Here is a 16,362-nt window from a genome sequence, read left to right as displayed (position 1 = left end):
GGAGGCACCCCTCATGTCAGGCGTACTGGAGAACAAGGTGGCCCTGGTCACCGGAGGCGGCAGCGGCATCGGTCTCGCGATCGTCCGGCGCTTCGTGCGGGAGGGCGCGCATGTCTTCCTCACCGGCCGCAGGCAGGGCCCGCTGGACGCGGCAGCCGCGGAGCTCGGGGACCGGGTGACGCCCGTACGCGCCGACGCGGGCCACCCCGGCGAGCTGGACGCACTGTACGAGCGGGTGCGTGCCGAGGCGGGACGCATCGACGTCCTGGTGGCCAACGCGGGCGGCGGTGTGACCGGTTCGCTCGGCGAGATCACCGAGAAGGACTTCGACGCGATGTTCGCCACCAATGTGAAGGGCCCTCTCTTCACCCTTCAGAAGGCGCTGCCACTGCTCGCCCCCGGCGCCTCCGTCATCGTCACGGGCTCCACGACCGCGACCCGCCCCGACCCCGGGCTCGACGTCTACTCGGCCACCAAGGCGGCCCTGCGCAACCTCGTGCGCAGCTGGGCGCGCCAGGCCAAGGAGCGGCAGTTCCGCGTCAATGTGCTCAGCCCCGGCCCGACCAGGACGCCGGGCCTGCTCGGCGTCCTGCCCGAGGGTCAGGAGGAGGCGGCGCTCGACCAGTTCGCCGCCGCGGTCGCCCTGGGGCGCGTGGGCGACCCCGACGAGATCGCGGGCGCGGCCCTCTTCCTCGCCTCCCCCGACTCCTCGTACGTCAACGGGGCGGACCTCTTCGCGGACGGCGGCTACGCACAGGTCGTGGTCTGACCGCCCGGCCGCCGCGCACGCGGGCCCCGGGGGCGGGGAACGCCCGCGTCCCCCGCCCCGGCTCCGCCCGCCCCGGCGCGCTACCGGTGCGCCGGGAACTCCACGACCTGCTGGTACGTGGGGCGGTTCTGCCAGGAGATCCGGTCGTCGGTGACCCCGCCGAGCGGGCTCTGCACGATGCTGTCGGCGCACCACTGGTCGCCGGCCCCGCAGCCGTCGTCGCCCGGGTAGACCTGGCCGGCGGGCTCGGCCGCCGCCCGCTCCAGCGAGTCGAGCAGCGCCGTGCGGCACGCGGTGAGGTCGCCGCCGCCGCAGTACGTCGCGCCGAGGGCGCCCCTCACCGGCTCACCGAGCACGGCCCTGAGGTCCTTGTCGACGTAGGACCACCAGCCGTACTGGAAGGAGCTGCCCGCGTGGCCCCCGGTGGGGCCGTGCGCCGCCGAGGGCGACTCGTCGACCGTCAGATTCGCGGTCAGCGCGGTGTACAGGCCGTCGCCGAGCCCCGGCTTGAACTCGGCCTCGACCAGCAGCGGCCACCAGGCGTCCATGATCCGGACCGCGTCGGCGTCCGCGTAGGTGTGCGAACCGGGGGTGGTCTCACGGCGCTTGCCGCCGTCCGCCGCCCAGTCCTCCAGCTTCTGCACGGTCTCCTCGGCCGCGGGGTCGGTGAGGGGCGCGCTGCGCACCACGGCGAGCAGGTCGGGCAGCACGTCCTCGCCGCGCAGGTCGGTCAGCGCGGCGTCGGCCATGGCCCGGGTGAGGGCGGCGCGGGTGACACCGCCCTTGCGCACGAGCGCCTTGACCCGGGCGTCGAGCAGGTCGGCCCGGTGCACGGAGCCGTCGCCGAAGGAGGCCGAGTCGTACCCGGCGGCCTGCTTGTTGTTCCAGGACACGTAGTAGTCCTGGTCGACCGACTGCGGGTGCTGCGCGGGCGGTGTGTAGTCGGCGGTGTTGTCGTCGGGGTCGAACCCCCGCCACTCGTAGGCGGGTTCGGCGAGCACCGGCAGGGAGGCGTCGACGCCGCCGGCGCGCACCGGGTTGGTGCCCGAGTTGTAGTAGGCGGTGTGCCGGTCGTCGGCGTAGAACCAGTTGAACGTGTAGTTGATGTGCTGCGCCGCGCTCTGGAAGCTCGCCGGATCGTGCACGTGGCCGGGGTCGTTGAGCATCTGGAAGCCGATGATGGAGTCGGCCTCATGCTGGTAGGAGCTGCGCAGCGTGGTGTACGCGACGGGTTTGCCCGCGACGGTCGCGCGGTACTGCACCGGGCCGTACTTCGTGCGGTACACCCGCATCCGGTAGGAGCCCTTCGCGGTGGAGTCGGCGAGCGTCGGCGACCAGGAGTCGGTCCGCTCAAGCCTCTCCATCGGCAGGCAGCTCCCGTGCCACACGTAGGAGGTGGAGTCCTTGGTGGGCGCGGAGCCGTCCGGCTCGCACAGCTGGACGGCGTAGGTGTCGGTGACGTCCTGGCTCGCGGAGGTGGCGCTCCAGGCGTAGTCCTGGCCGCGGCCGAGCTCCACGTACAGGCTCAGGCCCGCGAAGGCGGCGCCGCGGGCGCTGATGCCGGGGCCCTGCAACTCCTCGATCATCAGCAGCTGGGGAGCGAAGTAGCCGGTCTGCGGGCCGAAGACGGCGACGGGATGGCCGCTCGCGGTGTGCGCACCGGAGACGACGAGCGCGTTGGACATGCCCTTGCGGGGGGTGGCGAGGAGGTCGGCGGGCAGCACCCCGTCGTCGTAGACGCCCTGGAGCGGCTTCAGTCCTGCGGGCGCGCGCACGGGGGTGCGCCGCGCCTTCGCGCCCTGCGCCGCGGACCCGGTGCGGTCGTACACCAGGGGCTCCTCGGTGACCGAGCCCGGGTCGGGCAGCGCCGTGCCCCTGGGCTCGGCGGGCCTGACCGCGTAGGGGAAGCTCTGGCCGTCGTGCAGGGTGCGTACGGCCTCCGGGTCGTCGCGCTCCCTGAAGGACTCCCAGACCTCGGTGCCGCGCGTCACCCCGTACTTGGCCTGCGCGGCCTGGAGCGAGAGGGCGTTCTGCACCTCTCCCCCGCCGCCCGAGCCGAACAGCGCGCCCACCACGGAGGCGAGCGCGATCAGGTCGGTCAGCTTGAACTGCTCGATGGTGCCCGCATTGGTGATCGGGTCGATGTGCCCCGTCAGGTCGTACTCGCCGGGGAAGTAGCGTCCCGGCTTGGCCTTGGCGATGTACGCGTTGATCCCCGCGACATAGTCCTGCGCGTCGGCGAGCGCCTGGGCGCCCCGCGCCCCGGCGGCGGACAGCCGGTCGACCTGGCTCTGCAGGTCGGCCTCCGTGTAGGGGGCAGCGCGCCAGAACTGCTGCTCCAACCCCTGGTTGGCGGCGGCGCCTCCGGCGAAGGAGGTCAGCTCGCCGCGGCCCACATGCCGGAAGAGGTCCATCAGCCACAGCCGGTCCTGGGCCGCGGCGTACCCGGCGCCGAACTCGGTGCCCGAGCGGGTCGTGCCCTTGATGTGCGGCACCCCGGTGGCCTTGTCGCGGGTGATGGTGACGTCGGGGCGCGGGCTGTCCGTGGCGGCGACCTGGTCCTTCGGCACGCCGAAGGACGCGTCGTCGTAGAAGGAGCCGAGCGCGGCGTCCGTCAGCTGCGGATAGCCGCCCGCCAGGTCGGCGTAGGGCCCGAGTTGGTCGCTGGTGTGCGCGGGGCGGGTGCCCAGGGTGCGGTTGGCGAGGATGTCGGCGAGTGTGGCGTTGCCGTTCTCGCCGGGTGGCAGGATGTCGCGGCACTGGCCGTGGCAGTAGTCGGCGCCCGCTTCTTCGGCCGCCGCGCGCGTCGGCGCCGGGGCGGCGAGCCCGATGCCGAGGGCGAGCACGGCACCTGCCGCGGCGGCTCTGAGACTGAGGGTGCGTCGTCGCATTCCCACTCCTCCCGGAAGGCAGTGGGGCAGACGTTACCCACGGTAGGACGGGTGGTGGCAGCCGTGTGCCCGCCATTTTTCCGCCGGATCGGCGGGCGGGGCCCCGGGGTTGGCCGGGCACCGCGGCCCGGCCGCCACCTCTGCGAGGTAATCCCGGCCGGGACAGCGGGAGGAGTGCCCCGCCCGCGGCGCGGGGTCAGGCGCCGTTTGGGAGGGGCGCCGCGGGGCTGACGAGACCCGCGGCGCGCAGGTCGTGCCAGAAGGCGGCGGGGACGCGCTCGTCGAGCGCGGCGACGTCCTCGGCGATGCGGCCGGGACGGGTGGCGCCCGGCACGGCCGCGACGGCCACCGGGTGGGCGAGCGAGAACTGCAGGGCCGCCGCCTTGATGCTCACGCCGTGCCGCGCGGCGAGGTCCTTGAGCCTGCCGACCCGTTCGACGATCCCCGGCGGGGCCTGCTGGTACTCGAAGTGGGCGCCGCCCGCGAGGATGCCGGAGCTGTAGGGGCCGCCCACGACCATGCCGACGTGCTGCTCCTCGGCCAGCGGCAGCAGGCGCTGGAGGGCGTGTCCGTGGTCGAGGAGGGTGTAGCGGCCCGCGAGGAGGAAGCCGTCCGGCTGCGGCTCGTCGAGCGCGAGGGTCATCTCGATGGGCTCGGTCTTGTTCACGCCGAGGCCCCAGGCCTTGATGACGCCCTCGTCGCGCAGCCTGGACAGGACGCGGAACGCGCCGGTGCGTGCCTCCTCGAACTTCCGCACCCACAGGTCGCCGTGGAAGTCCTGGGCGATGTCGTGGACCCAGACGACGTCGAGGCGGTCCACGCCGAGGCGCTTGAGGCTGCCCTCGATGGAGCGCTCGGTGGCGTCGGCCGTCCACGCGTGGAGCATCTTGTTCGGGTTGCCGTGGGCGAAGATGCCGCCCTTCTCGCCGAAGTCGGCTGCGGCGGTCTCGCGCTCGTCGAGGACGACCCGGCCGACCTTGGTGGAGAGCACGTAGCCGTCGCGGGGCCTGGTGGCGAGCACCTCGCCGAGGCGCTCCTCCGCGAGGCCCGCACCGTAGAAGGGGGCGGTGTCGTAGTAGCGGACGCCGTGGTCCCAGGCGGCCTCGACGGTGGCGCGCGCCTCGTCGTCGGGGATCGCGCGGAACATGTTGCCGAGCGGCGCGGTGCCGAAGCCGAGACGGCCGGGGAGTACTTCCTTGAGGGACATGACAGTGCCTTCGCAGGGGGGTGGGTGTGCGTGCCGGAGGGCCTGTCCCGCAGGCCCCGTCCCGACCGCGCGCACATTAAATGCGTACGCGCTTTACATGCATAGACAATACTTGCACACGCCGCCTATCGCAAGGCGCTGTCTTCGCCCCTGCCGTCAGCGGACGACCTTGAGGTAGGAGGGGTCGAGCTCCCTGACCTCGGCCGATGCGTGCAGCGTGAGGCCCGCCACCGGCCGGACGTGCCGGCCGAGCAGCTCGACGACCTTCCGCGTGAGCCGCGCTTTGACCTCCGCGCTGCGGCCCGGCTGGAGGCCGATGCTCACATGCACCACCCCGTGCCCCGTCTCGCCCGCGCGTGCCACGGTCTCCTCGCACCGTGTGAACCGGGTCTTGCAGTCGGAGAGCGCCGAGGCCGCGATCTCCACCACCGCGGCGTGCATCGCCGACGCGAAGGCGGGCCGGTCGAAGGCGTCGGTCAGTACGGCGGAGTAGTCGACGGCGATCTGCGGCATGGGGTGCTCCCTGGTGCTCGTCCCGTGGATGCGTGCCCCCACTCTGTGCCCGGCCCTCCGGGCCGCGAAGCCTCGCCGGGCAGACATGGGGACGCGCGCGGGCGGCCATACTCCAGGACACAGCCGGATCGACGGGCCGCCGGAGGACGGCCGGGACAGAACGCGGTTGCGGAGCCGATCCCGTGGAGCGAGGGAGAGATCGTGTTCTACTACGTGCTCAAGTACGTCCTGCTCGGCCCCCTGCTGCGGCTGGTCTTCCGGCCGCGCGTGGAGGGCCTCGGCCGGGTGCCCGCGCGGGGCGCGGCGATCGTCGCGGGCAACCACCTGTCCTTCGCCGACCACCTGTTGATGCCGGCGGTCCTGCGCCGGCGCATCACCTTCCTTGCCAAGGCGGAGTACTTCACGGGCCGCGGCCCCGGAGGCCGGCTGACCGCGTTCTTCTTCCGCAGCGCAGGGCAGATCCCGGTGGACAGGTCGGGCCGCGACGCCGGCCGCGCGGCGGTCGAGGAGGGCCTCGCGGTGCTCGGCAGGGGCGAGTTGCTCGGCATCTACCCGGAGGGCACCCGCTCGCACGACGGGCGCCTCTACAAGGGCAAGGTGGGCGTCGCCGTGATGGCGATCAGGGCGGGCGTGCCGGTGGTGCCGTGCGCCATGGTCGGGACGTACGAACTCCAGCCCGCCGGGCGGAAGATGCCGCGGCTCGGCGCGGGACGGGTCACGATCAGGTTCGGCGAGCCGCTGGACTTCTCCCGCTACGCGGGCCTCGACGCCGAGAAGGCCGCGATCCGCGCGGTGACCGACGAGATCATGTACGCCGTCCTGCGGCTCTCCGGCCAGGAGTACGTGGACCGCTACGCGGCGGACGTCAAGGCGGAACTCCCGGGACCGTCCCGGCGGTTCCCGCCGCGGCGCCGCCGTTAGCGTATCCGCGGCGGGCGAACGGCGCTGGTCGCGGGCCCGGCGCCCCACCTAGCGTGCCCGGCATGACACAAGGAGACGTGGTGGTGATCGGCGCCGCCGGACAGATCGGGCGCGCCGCGGTGCGGGTGCTCGCCGAGGACGGCTGGCAGGTGACGGCGGCCTCGCGCGGCGGCGGCCGGGACGCGGCATGGCCGCCGGAGGTGCGCGCCGCCGCGCTCGACCGGGCCGACGACGCGGCGCTCGCAGCGGCCGTCGGCGGCGGCTGCGACGTGGTGGTCGACCTGGTGGCGTACGACGAGGGGCACGCCGGACAGCTGGCCGCGCTGGCGGCGGCCGGGCGGATCGGCTCCGCCGTGGTGGTCTCCACCGCGGCGGTCTACGAGGACGACGCGGGCCGGAGCTTCGACACGCAGGGCGAGCCCGGCGGCTTCCCCCGCTACCCGGTGCCCGTCCCCGAGTCGCAGCGGACGGTGGCGCCGGGAGACGGCTCGTACGGGACCCGCAAGGTGCGGCTCGAACAGCGGCTCGCGGCGGCCGGGGACGTGCTGCCTGCGACCGTGCTGCGGGCGGGCGCGGTGCACGGCGCGCACTCCCGCTCCCCGCGCGAGCTGTACTTCGTGAAGCGCGCGCTGGACGGCCGCACCCGCCGCGTCCTCGCGTACGGCGGCGAGAGCCGCTTCCACCCGGTGCACACGTCGAACCTGGCCGAGCTGATCAGGCTGGCCGCCCGTACCCCAGGCTCCCGGGTACTCAACGCGGCGGATCCCGAGGCGCCGAGCGTCGCCGGGATCGCGGCGGCGGTGGACGCGGTGACGGGCGGCGCGCCGGAGACCGTGCTCGTGCCGGGGCCGCCGCCCGCCGGCGGGGTCGGGGACACCCCCTGGTCGCTGCCCCACCCCGTGGTCCTCGACATGGGCGCGGCCGAGCGCGCGCTGGGCTACCGGCCGGTGACGTCGTACGCGGACTCGCTGCCTGCGACGGTGGCCCACCTGACCGAGCGGCTCGCCGCGCACGCCGACTGGCGTGACGCCTTCCCCGCGATGGCGCGGGCGTACGGCGACGGTCTTTTCGACTACGCGGCGGAGGACGCCTGGCTCGCCTCGCGCCCCTGACGATGCCCGCCGCCCCGGTCCCGCGCGCACGCGCCGGTCCGGGGCGCGGTCATTCCCTCCGGTGCCCGGACGTGTGGTGGGCGGCGATGCCGAAGCGCGGGCGTTCGCCTTCGGCGGACGGCACCTCGCGGACCGTGGAGACGGACCTGGTCACCCGCTCCCCCGTCCCCTCCTCGGCGCTTTCGAGGAAGTCCAGGTCAGCGGCGGAGACCAGGGCGACCAGGGGCTTTCCGTGCCGGGTGACCACCACGCGCTCCCCGCCGTAGACGACGCGGTTGATCAGTTCGGCGAACTCGGCGCGGGCTTGCGTCACCGGAATCTCGTGGGCCATAGTCCCCATCATAGTTCTGTACATCCTGTACATTCCTTGCGTTCTTCGTCCCAGGAGGAGCCATGCAGCAGCCACCCTCGGCCCGGTACGTCCTGCCGGAGTTCACCGAGCGCACCAGCCTCGGGACCAGGACCCTCGACCCGTACTCGAAACTGCTCGAAGGCCGCATCGTCTTCCTGGGCACACCCGTCGACGAGGCCGCGGCCAACGACGTGATCGCCCAGCTGCTGCACCTGGAGTACGCGGCACCCGGCCAGGACATCGCGCTGTACCTCAACTCCCCCGGCGGCTCGGTCACGGCGATGTCGTCCGTCTACGACACGATGCGGACCATCTCCTGCGACGTCAGCACGACCTGCCTCGGCCAGGTCGCGTCGGTCGCCGCCGCGCTGCTGGCCGCGGGCGCGCCGGGCAAGCGCACGGCGCTCCCCGGCGCGCGGATCGTGCTCCAGCAGCCCTCCATGCCCGAGCCGGTCCGCGGGCAGCCGTCCGACCTGCTGATCCACGCGGAGGAACTGGTCAGGCAGCGCGCGTTCCTGACCCGGACACTGGCCCACCACACCGGCAGGGGCGCCGCCGACATCGAGGCGAGCCTCGACCGGGACACCTTCCTCGACGCGGCGGGCGCACTGGAGTTCGGGCTCGTGGACCACGTCGTCGACCGCCGCGCCGCCGGCCCAGCGGCGGGGCCGGGCGCCGTCGCCGGGCGGTGAGCGGACGGTGCTGCCGCCCGAGCTGCCGCCGCTGCCCGCGCCGACCCGGGCCGAGTGCGACGTGGTGGACGGCTATCTCGCCGTCGTGGACCTGGTCGGCCGCCTCAACCCCGCACGGGCGGGCGACACGTACGCCGCGCTGCGCGCCGCCCAGGCGCTGCCCGCCCGTGCTCTGGAGCTGCGCGACGCCCTGGCGCGCATGCACGCGCGCGGCGAGTCCGAGCTGCACGCGGGCACGCCGGCCAGGGCGCTGCGGGTGCTCGACGGCGAGCGGCGGGCCGGGCGGGCGGCACTGCCGCGCGACCCCTCTGCCTGACCCCGGGGCTCCCCGGCCACCGGCTCCGCCGCCAACCCCGGCCGCCCCTCCGACCGTCGCCCCTCCGACCGTCACCCCCTGGCCATCAGCTCCCGGCCTCCGCTCCGGCCGGTCGGTCCCTGACCGCCGCCCCGGACGGGCATGCCCCGGACGGCGCAGTCCGCGGGTCGGGCCCGGCCCCGTTCGGACCAGTCGGCCCCGGCCGCACGGGACCCGCCCCGGTTGCGGAACGTGACCGGGTGAGAACCCTGTGCGATCGATGGCGCCGCAGGTACGCGGCCCGGATCGGGCCCGCACCGACCGCCGCCCGTCCGCCCGATCCACACAAACAGACCAACTGTGACGAGTTTCACATATCGCCGTTTCGGCTCGGAAATCCGCGGACCGCTTGCCACGATCCCTGCGACAGGTCGCAAGCCCTCGTCACCTGGCGAGGCGGTCCGGGCGGACGCCGAGTCCTGCCGCCGTACCGGACTTCGTGCGGACACGAGTGGATCGGCAGGAGTGGAGGACCCGAGCGTTACGGAACGGCGCGGCGACGCGACCGCTCCTCGGGGTGAAGCCGCTTCGGCGGCCGGGCACCTTCGCGCCCGAACCCGACAGGCCATCCTTCACAGGCGGCTGACGAAGGGTTGCGCATGACTGCGCAGGTTCATGTCCCGTCTCTGTTCTCCCGGGCCGGCACCGTATCGGCCCTCACGCTGGTGGCCGTCGGCGGCACCCTGGCGGCACCCGGCGCCCAGCCCGACGCGCACGCCGCCTCCGCCGTCGCCGTCAGGGCGGTGAGCGTTGCCGCCTCCAAGGCAGGATCTCCGTACCACTGGGGCGCGGCCGGCCCCGACAGCTTCGACTGCTCGGGGCTCGCCGCCTACGCGTACAAGAAGGCGGGCAAGTCGCTGCCCCGCACCACGCAGCAGCAGTACAACGGCACCGAGCACATCTCATCCGCGGCCAGGCGCAAGGGCGACCTGGTCTTCTTCCACAGCGGGTCGAACGCCTACCACGTGGGCATCTACGCGGGCGGCGGCCGCATCTGGCACGCGCCCAAGACCGGTTCCACGGTGCGGCTCGAACACATCTGGACGAAGGACGTCTGGTACGGGCGCGTGGCCTGACCGGCCGCCCGCGCGGTGGCGGCGGCCCGCTCGGCGGACCTCAGGCCGCCGCCACCCAGGGCAGGGTGATCCAGACCGTCTTGCCGCCCTCGGGCGTCGGGGTGACCGAGAGCCGCCCGCCGCACTCGGCGGCCAGCCAGCGGATGATCACCATGCCGCGTCCGTTGTCCTGCTGCACCGCCGCCGGCAGCCGCCTCGGCCAGCGCGGATGGCTGTCGGTGACGCCGATCCTGAGGCGCTCGTGGCGGTCGAGGGCCACGTCCACGGTGAAGGTGGGCGAGGTGCCGAAGGTGTGCAGCACCGCGTTGGTGACGAGTTCGGAGATGACCAGGCGGACCGTTTCAGCAGTCTCCGCCTCCACCGGGAGGCCCCACTCCGTGAGGAGTTCTGCGACATATCTGCGGGCCACCGGAACCGAGGCGGGCTCGCTCGGCAGTGTGACGGATGCTTCCTGGTGGTCTGCCATGGCGGGGCTGTCCCTTTTCCACCGGGCGGGGCCCGGGTGCGAGAGCGGGCACGGGGTCGAACGCGCGGCACGGGCGGACGGACGGACCTGCTCCGCCCCGCGTCGGCGTGCGGTCCATGGTGCCGCCGGGCCGGCCCATTCGCCGGGATATGCCGTATCTGTCGCCCGAAGCGGTGAACTGTTCGATACTCAGCCGGTTTTGGACCCGCCACACCGGCCGGGCCCGTCCCGGGCGGCGCACGCTCAGCGTTCGGGCGCGGTTTCGACGACCGTACGGACGGCCCGGGCGAGTTGGCCGTCCGTGAGGTCGGCGCGGGCGGTGAGCCGGATCCTGGAGATCCCGTCCGGTACGGACGGCGGCCGGAAGCACCCCACCGCGAGGCCCGCGCGGCGGCAGTCCGCGGCCCACCCGGCCGCCGCCCGCGGCGAGGGCGCCCGCACGGAGACCACCGCCGCGTCCGGGCGTACCGCTTCAAGTCCGGCCTCGGTCAGCCCGGTGTGCAGGGTACGGGCCACTTCCCTGGCGCGGTCCGCGAGGTGCGGCTCGGCCCGCAGGCAGCGCAGCGCGGCGAGCGCCGCCCCGGCGGCCGCGGGCGCGAGCCCGGTGTCGAAGATGAACGTCCGCGCGGTGTTGACCAGATGCCGGACGACCCCCGCGGGGCCGAGGACCGCGCCGCCCTGGCTGCCGAGCGACTTGGAGAGGGTCACCGTGGCGACGACGCCTCCGGGGAGCCGCCCCCCGGCGTCCGCGAGGCCCGCGGCGTGCAGCGCCCCGCGCCCGCCGGGGCCGAGCACGCCGAGTCCGTGCGCCTCGTCCACCAGGAGCGCGGCGCCGCGCGTGCGGCAGACACCGGCGAGCGCGCGCAGCGGGGCCGCGTCCCCGTCCACGGAGAAGACCGCGTCAGTGACGACGAGGGCCCGCCCGGCGCCGTACGTGTCGAGGGCCTTGTCGACCGCGTCGGGGTCGGCGTGCGGCACGACCGCGGTCTGTGCCCGCGAGAGGCGGCAGCCGTCCACGATCGAGGCGTGGTTGCCCGCGTCGGAGAGCAGCAGGGAGCCGCGCGCGGTGAGCGCGGTGAGCGCCGCGAGGTTGGCCGCGTATCCGGACGAGAACACGAGGGCGGCCTCGAAGCCGCAGTGCGCGGCGAGTTCGCGCTCCAGCTCGGCGTGGAGCGCGGTGCTCCCCGTCACCAGGCGCGAGCCGGTGGCGCCCGCGCCCCAGCGCCGTGCCGCGTCGGCTGCCGCGCCGGTGACCTCGGGGCGGCGGGCGAGGCCCAGATAGTCGTTGCTCGCCAGGTCGAGCACGTCGGTCCGCTCGGGGCGCGGTCGCAGGGCCCGTACGAGTCCTGAGGCCTCCCGGTCGCGCGCCGCTTCCTCGGTCCAGGCGAAGGGGTCGTGTGCCATGGCGTCGGGTCCTTTTGTAGGCAGTGCACAGACACTAACCGGAGGCAAACCGGCCCGAGGTGTGGTCATGTCCACACTTCGCGGTGGTCGTTTTGGTGACTTCCGCCCTGGCACCGTGCGGCGGCCGTCCGCGAGGATCGGTCCATGGACCTGCTGAAGACACTGGTGGAGAAGGGGCTGCGGCGCGAGCAGCCGACGCGCGAGGAGGCCCTCGCGGTGCTCGCGACCTCCGACGACGAGCTGCTCGACGTGGTGGCCGCGGCCGGGAAGGTGCGCCGCCAGTGGTTCGGGCGGCGGGTGAAGCTCAACTACCTCGTCAACCTCAAGTCCGGGCTGTGCCCGGAGGACTGCTCGTACTGCTCGCAGCGGCTCGGGTCGACCGCGGACATCCTCAAGTACACCTGGCTGAAGCCCGAGGAGGCGTCCCGGGCCGCGGCGGCCGGGGTCGCGGGCGGCGCGAAGCGGGTGTGCCTGGTGGCGAGCGGACGCGGTCCCACGGACCGCGACATCGACCGGGTGTCGAAGACGATCGAGGCGATCAAGGAGGAGAACGAGGGCGTCGAGGTGTGCGCGTGCCTCGGACTGCTCTCCGCCGGGCAGGGCGAGCGCCTCAGGACGGCGGGCGCCGACGCCTACAACCACAACCTCAACACCTCGGAATCCACGTACGGGGACATCACGACCACCCACACCTACGCGGACCGGGTGGAGACGGTGCACCGCGCGCAGGCGGCCGGGCTCTCCGCGTGCTCCGGACTGATCGCGGGCATGGGCGAGAGCGACGCCGACCTGGTCGACGTGGTGTTCTCGCTGCGCGCGCTCGACCCCGACTCGGTGCCGGTGAACTTCCTCATCCCCTTCGAGGGCACGCCGCTCGCCGAGGAGTGGAACCTGACGCCGCAGCGGTGCCTGCGGATCCTCGCGATGGTGCGGTTCGTCTGCCCGGACGTCGAGGTCAGGCTCGCGGGCGGCCGGGAGGTCCACCTGCGCTCGCTCCAGCCGCTCGCGCTGCACCTGGTCAATTCGATCTTCCTCGGCGACTACCTCACCAGTGAGGGCCAGGAGGGCAGGAAGGACCTGGAGATGATCGCGGACGCCGGGTTCACGGTCGAGGGCGCGGACGAGACGACGCTGCCCGCGCACCGCGCGCAGGCGGCGGGCCACGCCTGCGGGGAGGGCCGCGCGTGCGCGGAGGAGGGCTCACCCGACGGCGCGCCGGCCGCGGCCGGCCGCGGAGCCGCGGGCTCCGGCCGCGGCCAGGACGTACCGGCGCAGGGGGCCGCGGCGGACGCCGCGCGCTCGGACCTGGTGGCGGTACGGCGCAGGGGCGCGGGGACGGACCTGGCGCCGAATGCCTGACCCGCTCGCCCCCGGCGGCCTCGCGGTGCCCGAACTCCTCGCGCTCGACCGGGCCCATGTGTGGCACCCCTACGGACCGATGCCCGGTCGCGCGGACCCGCTCGTCGTCACCTCCGCCTCAGGGGTGCGGCTGCGGCTCGCCGAACCCGCCCACGGCCACGGGGAGTTGATTGACGGCATGTCGTCGTGGTGGTCGGCCATCCACGGCTACAACCACCCGGTGCTCAACGAGGCGGCGCGCGACCAGCTCGGCCGGATGAGCCATGTGATGTTCGGCGGGCTCACGCACGAGCCCGCCGTGCGGCTCGCGGCCCGTCTGGTGGAGATCACCCCGGAGCCGCTGCGCCACGTCTTCCTGGCCGACTCCGGCTCGGTGTCGGTCGAGGTGGCCCTCAAGATGTGCCTGCAGTACTGGCGTTCGCTCGGCCGCCCGGAGAAGCACCGCCTGCTGACCTGGCGCGGCGGCTACCACGGGGACACCTGGCACCCCATGTCGGTGTGCGATCCCGAGGGCGGCATGCACGAGCTGTGGTCGGGTGCGCTGCCGCGGCAGGTCTTCGCCGAGGCGCCGCCCGCCGCGTACGAGGAGACGTACGCGGACGCGCTGCGGGAGACGGTCGCGCGGCACGCGCACGAGGCGGCCGCCGTGGTGGTGGAGCCCGTGGTGCAGGGCGCGGGCGGCATGCGCTTCCACTCCCCCGCCTACCTGCGGGTGCTGCGGGAGGCGTGCGACGAGCACGGCGTGCTGCTGGTGTTCGACGAGATCGCCACCGGGTTCGGGCGCACGGGCACCCTGTTCGCCGCGGACCAGGGGCCCGTCGCGCCGGATGTGATGTGCGTGGGCAAGGCCCTGACCGGTGGTTACGTGACGATGGCGGCGACGCTGTGCACGGAGCGGGTGGCCGCGGGCATCTCGCGCGGCGACGTGCCCGTGCTGGCGCACGGCCCGACGTTCATGGGGAATCCGCTCGCCTCCGCCCTCGCCTGCGCCTCCCTCGACCTGCTGCTCGGCCAGGACTGGGCGGGTGAGGTCAAGCGCGTCGAGGCGGGCCTCGGCGAGGGTCTCGCCGGGGCTGCCGGGCTGCCCGGCGTGCGGGACGTGCGGGTGCTCGGGGCCATCGGGGTGGTGCAGCTCGACCACGAGGTGGACCTGGCGGCCGCGACGGCCGCCGCGGTCCGTGCGGGCGTGTGGCTGCGGCCGTTCCGCGACCTCGTGTACACGATGCCGCCCTACGTGACGGGCGACGACGACCTGGCGACGATCTGCCGCGCGGTGACCGCGGCGGCTCGGGAGGGCTGACATGCCGGTGGTGGTGGTCTCCGGCACGGACACGGAGATCGGCAAGACGATGGTGACGGCGGCGGTCGCGACGCTCGCGGCCCGTGCCGGGCGCTCGGTCGCGCTGCTCAAGCCCGCGCAGACCGGGCTCGCGCCCGGCGAGGAGGGCGACGTCGCGCTCGCCGGGCGGCTCGCAGGTCCGGTCGCGACCTTCGAACTGGCCAGGTTCCCCGACCCGTTGGCGCCGGACACGGCGGCCAGGCGGGCGGGCGCCGAGCCGGTAGGACCGGCGGACGTCGCCGAGGCGGCGCGGAAGCTGGCGGCCGGGCACGACCTGGTCCTTGTCGAGGGCGCCGGCGGGCTGCTCGTACGGTTCGACGGGGACGGCGGCACGCTCGCCGACGCGGCCAGGCTGCTCGGCGCGCCGGTGCTCGTCGTCGTACGGGCCGGGCTCGGCACGCTCAACGCGGCGGCGCTGACGGCCGAGGCGCTGGAGCGCCGGGGCGTCGGCGCGCTCGGCGCGGTCATCGGCAGCTGGCCGAAGGCCCCGGACCTCGCGCAGCGGTGCAACCTCGCGGACCTGCCGGCCGTCTCCGGCATGCCGCTGCTCGGCGCCCTCCCGCAGGGCGTCGGGGCGCTCGCGCCCGCGGAGTTCCGCGCCGCGGCGGCCGGCTGGCTGGCCCCCGGGCTCGGCGGGACCTGGGACGCGGACGCCTTCCGCGCCCGCTTCGCGCCGCCGGAGGCGGAGGGCGCGTAGCGGCCGGGGGCCGGGAGCGCCGGACAGGCGCCGCGGGCGCTCGTAGACTCGGCGTATGCGTGCATGCCTCGACGAGATCGTCTTCGACTGCGCCGACCCGGCGGCGCTCGCCCGGTTCTGGGCGGCGCTGCTCGGCGCGGAGCCGGTGGACCGGGAGCCGCACTGGTCGTACGTGGACCCGCCCGACCTGCCGCGGCTCGCCTTCCAGCGGGTGCAGGAGCCGAAGGCGGCGAAGAACAGGCTCCATCTGGACCTGGCGCCCGACGACATCCCCGGGGCGACGGCGGAGGCCGTGGCGCTGGGCGCGACCGCGCTCGGCGAGCTGGTGGTCGACGCCTACGGGCGCTTCCAGGTGCTCCAGGACCCCCAGGGCAACGAGTTCTGCTTCGTCGGCTCCTGACCGCGCCGTTCTGCGCGCCGGGACACGCCCCGGGGGCCCTGGTGCGGGGCCCGGGTCAGCTCCCCATGGCGAAACGCATCAGCGAGGCGGTGTCGCCCTGCTTGACCTTGCCGCGGCGGTTGACGACCTCCAGCTTCCACGACGCGCCGTCCCTGAACGCCTTGGCCACGGCCACCGCGTTGCCGTCGCCGAGCAGCGAGGGCCAGATGTCGGCGACCTGCTGCGTGCTGCCGCCCGTCGAGTCGTAGATCTTCAACGAGATGTTGGCCGCCTTCTCCAGTGCGCTGCCCTTCTTGAACGCGGCGCACACGAAGACGATCGACGTCACGTTGGACGGCACGTCGGCGAAGGTGACGTTGATGGTCTCGTCGTCGCCGTCGCCGCGCCCGGTCTGGTTGTCGCCGGAGTGGACGACCGCGCCGTTGCCGAGCGGGTCGAGGGAGCCGAGGCCCGCGTAGCGGACGGGCTCGGCGCCCTGCATGAGGACGGCGATCGCGTCGAGGTCGACACCGCGCTGCTTCTTCGCCCAGCCGACGATCCCGCCGCTGCCGCCCGAGGAGGTGTCCCAGGAGGCGCCGACCCCCATCTTCGTCACGCCCGTCAGGTCGGCGGCGCCGTCGTCCTTGGTCAGTGTGATCATGTCCCCTCCTCCGGCCCGGCCGTGCCCCCGCACGGGGGCCGCGTCTCGCGGACGGCCGTGCCGTCCGAGGTGCGCATCCTGATGTCGGCCCTGACCGCCGGCGCGCGCCGGCGGCAGTCCCCGCAACGGATCGTAGCCGCAGGCGTCCACGACCGGTCATGGCGGACCG

General features: G+C 74.3%; 17 protein-coding genes. 10 read left to right on the top strand and 7 right to left on the bottom strand.

Going from position 1 to position 16,362, the window contains the following annotated elements; translation table 11 throughout:
* Positions 1-13: 13 nt before the first annotated feature.
* Positions 14-769 (top strand): SDR family NAD(P)-dependent oxidoreductase, encoded by a 756-nt coding sequence (locus tag ABEA77_RS17935; protein ID WP_345648186.1) that lies wholly within the window; start codon positions 14-16, stop codon positions 767-769.
* Between the two features lie 80 nt (positions 770-849).
* On the opposite strand, the gene ABEA77_RS17930 is transcribed toward ABEA77_RS17935, so the two are convergent.
* The 3 genes from ABEA77_RS17930 to ABEA77_RS17920 form a co-directional block, all read right to left on the bottom strand.
* Positions 850-3,660, bottom strand: a complete 2,811-nt coding sequence (locus ABEA77_RS17930) for a penicillin acylase family protein (RefSeq protein WP_345648184.1) — start codon at positions 3,658-3,660, stop codon at positions 850-852.
* Between the two features lie 196 nt (positions 3,661-3,856).
* A complete protein-coding gene (locus ABEA77_RS17925) occupies positions 3,857-4,867 on the bottom strand; it encodes an aldo/keto reductase (RefSeq protein WP_345648181.1) in 1,011 nt (336 codons plus the stop codon).
* Positions 4,868-5,023: 156 nt separating this feature from the next.
* Positions 5,024-5,380 carry a 5-carboxymethyl-2-hydroxymuconate Delta-isomerase gene (locus ABEA77_RS17920; RefSeq protein ID WP_345648178.1) on the bottom strand — a complete coding sequence of 119 codons (357 nt, stop codon included), beginning with the start codon at positions 5,378-5,380 and terminating at the stop codon, positions 5,024-5,026.
* A 201-nt stretch (positions 5,381-5,581) separates the two neighbouring features.
* Here ABEA77_RS17920 and ABEA77_RS17915 point away from each other — a divergent pair, with 201 nt between their 5' ends.
* Both ABEA77_RS17915 and ABEA77_RS17910 read left to right on the top strand, forming a co-directional pair.
* Positions 5,582-6,301 (top strand): lysophospholipid acyltransferase family protein, encoded by a 720-nt coding sequence (locus ABEA77_RS17915; protein ID WP_345648175.1) that lies wholly within the window; start codon positions 5,582-5,584, stop codon positions 6,299-6,301.
* A gap of 62 nt (positions 6,302-6,363) precedes the next feature.
* Positions 6,364-7,413, top strand: coding sequence for an NAD-dependent epimerase/dehydratase family protein (locus ABEA77_RS17910; RefSeq protein WP_345648173.1), 1,050 nt, complete (start codon positions 6,364-6,366; stop codon positions 7,411-7,413).
* 49 nt (positions 7,414-7,462) lie between these two features.
* Here the strand turns inward: ABEA77_RS17910 and ABEA77_RS17905 are convergent, their stop codons facing one another.
* On the bottom strand, positions 7,463-7,744 hold the full coding sequence (locus tag ABEA77_RS17905; RefSeq protein WP_345648170.1) for a type II toxin-antitoxin system Phd/YefM family antitoxin: 282 nt from the start codon (positions 7,742-7,744) through the stop codon (positions 7,463-7,465).
* Positions 7,745-7,806: 62 nt separating this feature from the next.
* Between ABEA77_RS17905 and ABEA77_RS17900 the strand changes: the two genes are divergently transcribed.
* From ABEA77_RS17900 to ABEA77_RS17890, 3 genes are all read left to right on the top strand, one after another.
* Complete coding sequence (locus ABEA77_RS17900; RefSeq protein ID WP_345648168.1) at positions 7,807-8,457, top strand: ATP-dependent Clp protease proteolytic subunit; 651 nt, start codon at positions 7,807-7,809, stop codon at positions 8,455-8,457.
* A 7-nt stretch (positions 8,458-8,464) separates the two neighbouring features.
* Complete coding sequence (locus tag ABEA77_RS17895; protein WP_345648165.1) at positions 8,465-8,773, top strand: hypothetical protein; 309 nt, start codon at positions 8,465-8,467, stop codon at positions 8,771-8,773.
* A 638-nt stretch (positions 8,774-9,411) separates the two neighbouring features.
* The gene (locus tag ABEA77_RS17890) at positions 9,412-9,888 is read left to right on the top strand and encodes a C40 family peptidase (RefSeq protein WP_345648162.1); all 477 of its coding nucleotides are present in this window, start codon (positions 9,412-9,414) and stop codon (positions 9,886-9,888) included.
* 40 nt (positions 9,889-9,928) lie between these two features.
* On the opposite strand, the gene ABEA77_RS17885 is transcribed toward ABEA77_RS17890, so the two are convergent.
* Both ABEA77_RS17885 and ABEA77_RS17880 read right to left on the bottom strand, forming a co-directional pair.
* Complete coding sequence (locus ABEA77_RS17885) at positions 9,929-10,354, bottom strand: ATP-binding protein (protein ID WP_345648159.1); 426 nt, start codon at positions 10,352-10,354, stop codon at positions 9,929-9,931.
* 243 nt (positions 10,355-10,597) lie between these two features.
* On the bottom strand, positions 10,598-11,758 hold the full coding sequence (locus tag ABEA77_RS17880; RefSeq protein WP_345648156.1) for an 8-amino-7-oxononanoate synthase: 1,161 nt from the start codon (positions 11,756-11,758) through the stop codon (positions 10,598-10,600).
* A gap of 144 nt (positions 11,759-11,902) precedes the next feature.
* Between ABEA77_RS17880 and bioB the strand changes: the two genes are divergently transcribed.
* Genes bioB through ABEA77_RS17860 form a run of 4 tightly spaced genes read left to right on the top strand, consistent with a single transcriptional unit; the run spans position 11,903 to position 15,553 of the window.
* Positions 11,903-13,117: a biotin synthase BioB gene (gene bioB, locus ABEA77_RS17875; protein ID WP_345648154.1), complete on the top strand. Its 1,215-nt coding sequence runs from the start codon at positions 11,903-11,905 to the stop codon at positions 13,115-13,117.
* Positions 13,110-14,417 carry an adenosylmethionine--8-amino-7-oxononanoate transaminase gene (locus ABEA77_RS17870; RefSeq protein ID WP_345648151.1) on the top strand — a complete coding sequence of 436 codons (1,308 nt, stop codon included), beginning with the start codon at positions 13,110-13,112 and terminating at the stop codon, positions 14,415-14,417. The genes bioB and ABEA77_RS17870 overlap by 8 nt, the downstream gene beginning before the upstream one ends.
* 1 nt (position 14,418) lies before the next feature.
* A complete protein-coding gene (gene bioD / locus ABEA77_RS17865; protein WP_345648148.1) occupies positions 14,419-15,153 on the top strand; it encodes a dethiobiotin synthase in 735 nt (244 codons plus the stop codon).
* Between the two features lie 55 nt (positions 15,154-15,208).
* Positions 15,209-15,553: a VOC family protein gene (locus ABEA77_RS17860; RefSeq protein WP_345648147.1), complete on the top strand. Its 345-nt coding sequence runs from the start codon at positions 15,209-15,211 to the stop codon at positions 15,551-15,553.
* Between the two features lie 55 nt (positions 15,554-15,608).
* On the opposite strand, the gene ABEA77_RS17855 is transcribed toward ABEA77_RS17860, so the two are convergent.
* Complete coding sequence (locus ABEA77_RS17855) at positions 15,609-16,193, bottom strand: TerD family protein (protein ID WP_345648145.1); 585 nt, start codon at positions 16,191-16,193, stop codon at positions 15,609-15,611.
* Positions 16,194-16,362 lie beyond the last annotated feature (169 nt).

The organism is Streptomyces tremellae (assembly GCF_039540215.1).
Lineage (GTDB): Bacteria > Actinomycetota > Actinomycetes > Streptomycetales > Streptomycetaceae > Streptomyces > Streptomyces tremellae.
This window is presented reverse-complemented; position numbering and strand designations above follow the sequence as displayed.

What these genes read in the sequence shown, in the direction of transcription:
- ABEA77_RS17935 (WP_345648186.1), top strand. Translation starts at nt 14, where the DNA reads ATGTCAGGCGTACTGGAGAACAAGGTGGCCCTGGTCACCGGAGGCGGC.
- ABEA77_RS17930 (WP_345648184.1), bottom strand. Translation starts at nt 3,660, where the DNA reads ATGCGACGACGCACCCTCAGTCTCAGAGCCGCCGCGGCAGGTGCCGTG.
- ABEA77_RS17925 (WP_345648181.1), bottom strand. Translation starts at nt 4,867, where the DNA reads ATGTCCCTCAAGGAAGTACTCCCCGGCCGTCTCGGCTTCGGCACCGCG.
- ABEA77_RS17920 (WP_345648178.1), bottom strand. Translation starts at nt 5,380, where the DNA reads ATGCCGCAGATCGCCGTCGACTACTCCGCCGTACTGACCGACGCCTTC.
- ABEA77_RS17910 (WP_345648173.1), top strand. Translation starts at nt 6,364, where the DNA reads ATGACACAAGGAGACGTGGTGGTGATCGGCGCCGCCGGACAGATCGGG.
- ABEA77_RS17905 (WP_345648170.1), bottom strand. Translation starts at nt 7,744, where the DNA reads ATGGCCCACGAGATTCCGGTGACGCAAGCCCGCGCCGAGTTCGCCGAA.
- ABEA77_RS17900 (WP_345648168.1), top strand. Translation starts at nt 7,807, where the DNA reads ATGCAGCAGCCACCCTCGGCCCGGTACGTCCTGCCGGAGTTCACCGAG.
- ABEA77_RS17890 (WP_345648162.1), top strand. Translation starts at nt 9,412, where the DNA reads ATGACTGCGCAGGTTCATGTCCCGTCTCTGTTCTCCCGGGCCGGCACC.
- ABEA77_RS17885 (WP_345648159.1), bottom strand. Translation starts at nt 10,354, where the DNA reads ATGGCAGACCACCAGGAAGCATCCGTCACACTGCCGAGCGAGCCCGCC.
- ABEA77_RS17880 (WP_345648156.1), bottom strand. Translation starts at nt 11,758, where the DNA reads ATGGCACACGACCCCTTCGCCTGGACCGAGGAAGCGGCGCGCGACCGG.
- bioB (WP_345648154.1), top strand. Translation starts at nt 11,903, where the DNA reads ATGGACCTGCTGAAGACACTGGTGGAGAAGGGGCTGCGGCGCGAGCAG.
- ABEA77_RS17870 (WP_345648151.1), top strand. Translation starts at nt 13,110, where the DNA reads ATGCCTGACCCGCTCGCCCCCGGCGGCCTCGCGGTGCCCGAACTCCTC.
- bioD (WP_345648148.1), top strand. Translation starts at nt 14,419, where the DNA reads ATGCCGGTGGTGGTGGTCTCCGGCACGGACACGGAGATCGGCAAGACG.
- ABEA77_RS17860 (WP_345648147.1), top strand. Translation starts at nt 15,209, where the DNA reads ATGCGTGCATGCCTCGACGAGATCGTCTTCGACTGCGCCGACCCGGCG.
- ABEA77_RS17855 (WP_345648145.1), bottom strand. Translation starts at nt 16,193, where the DNA reads ATGATCACACTGACCAAGGACGACGGCGCCGCCGACCTGACGGGCGTG.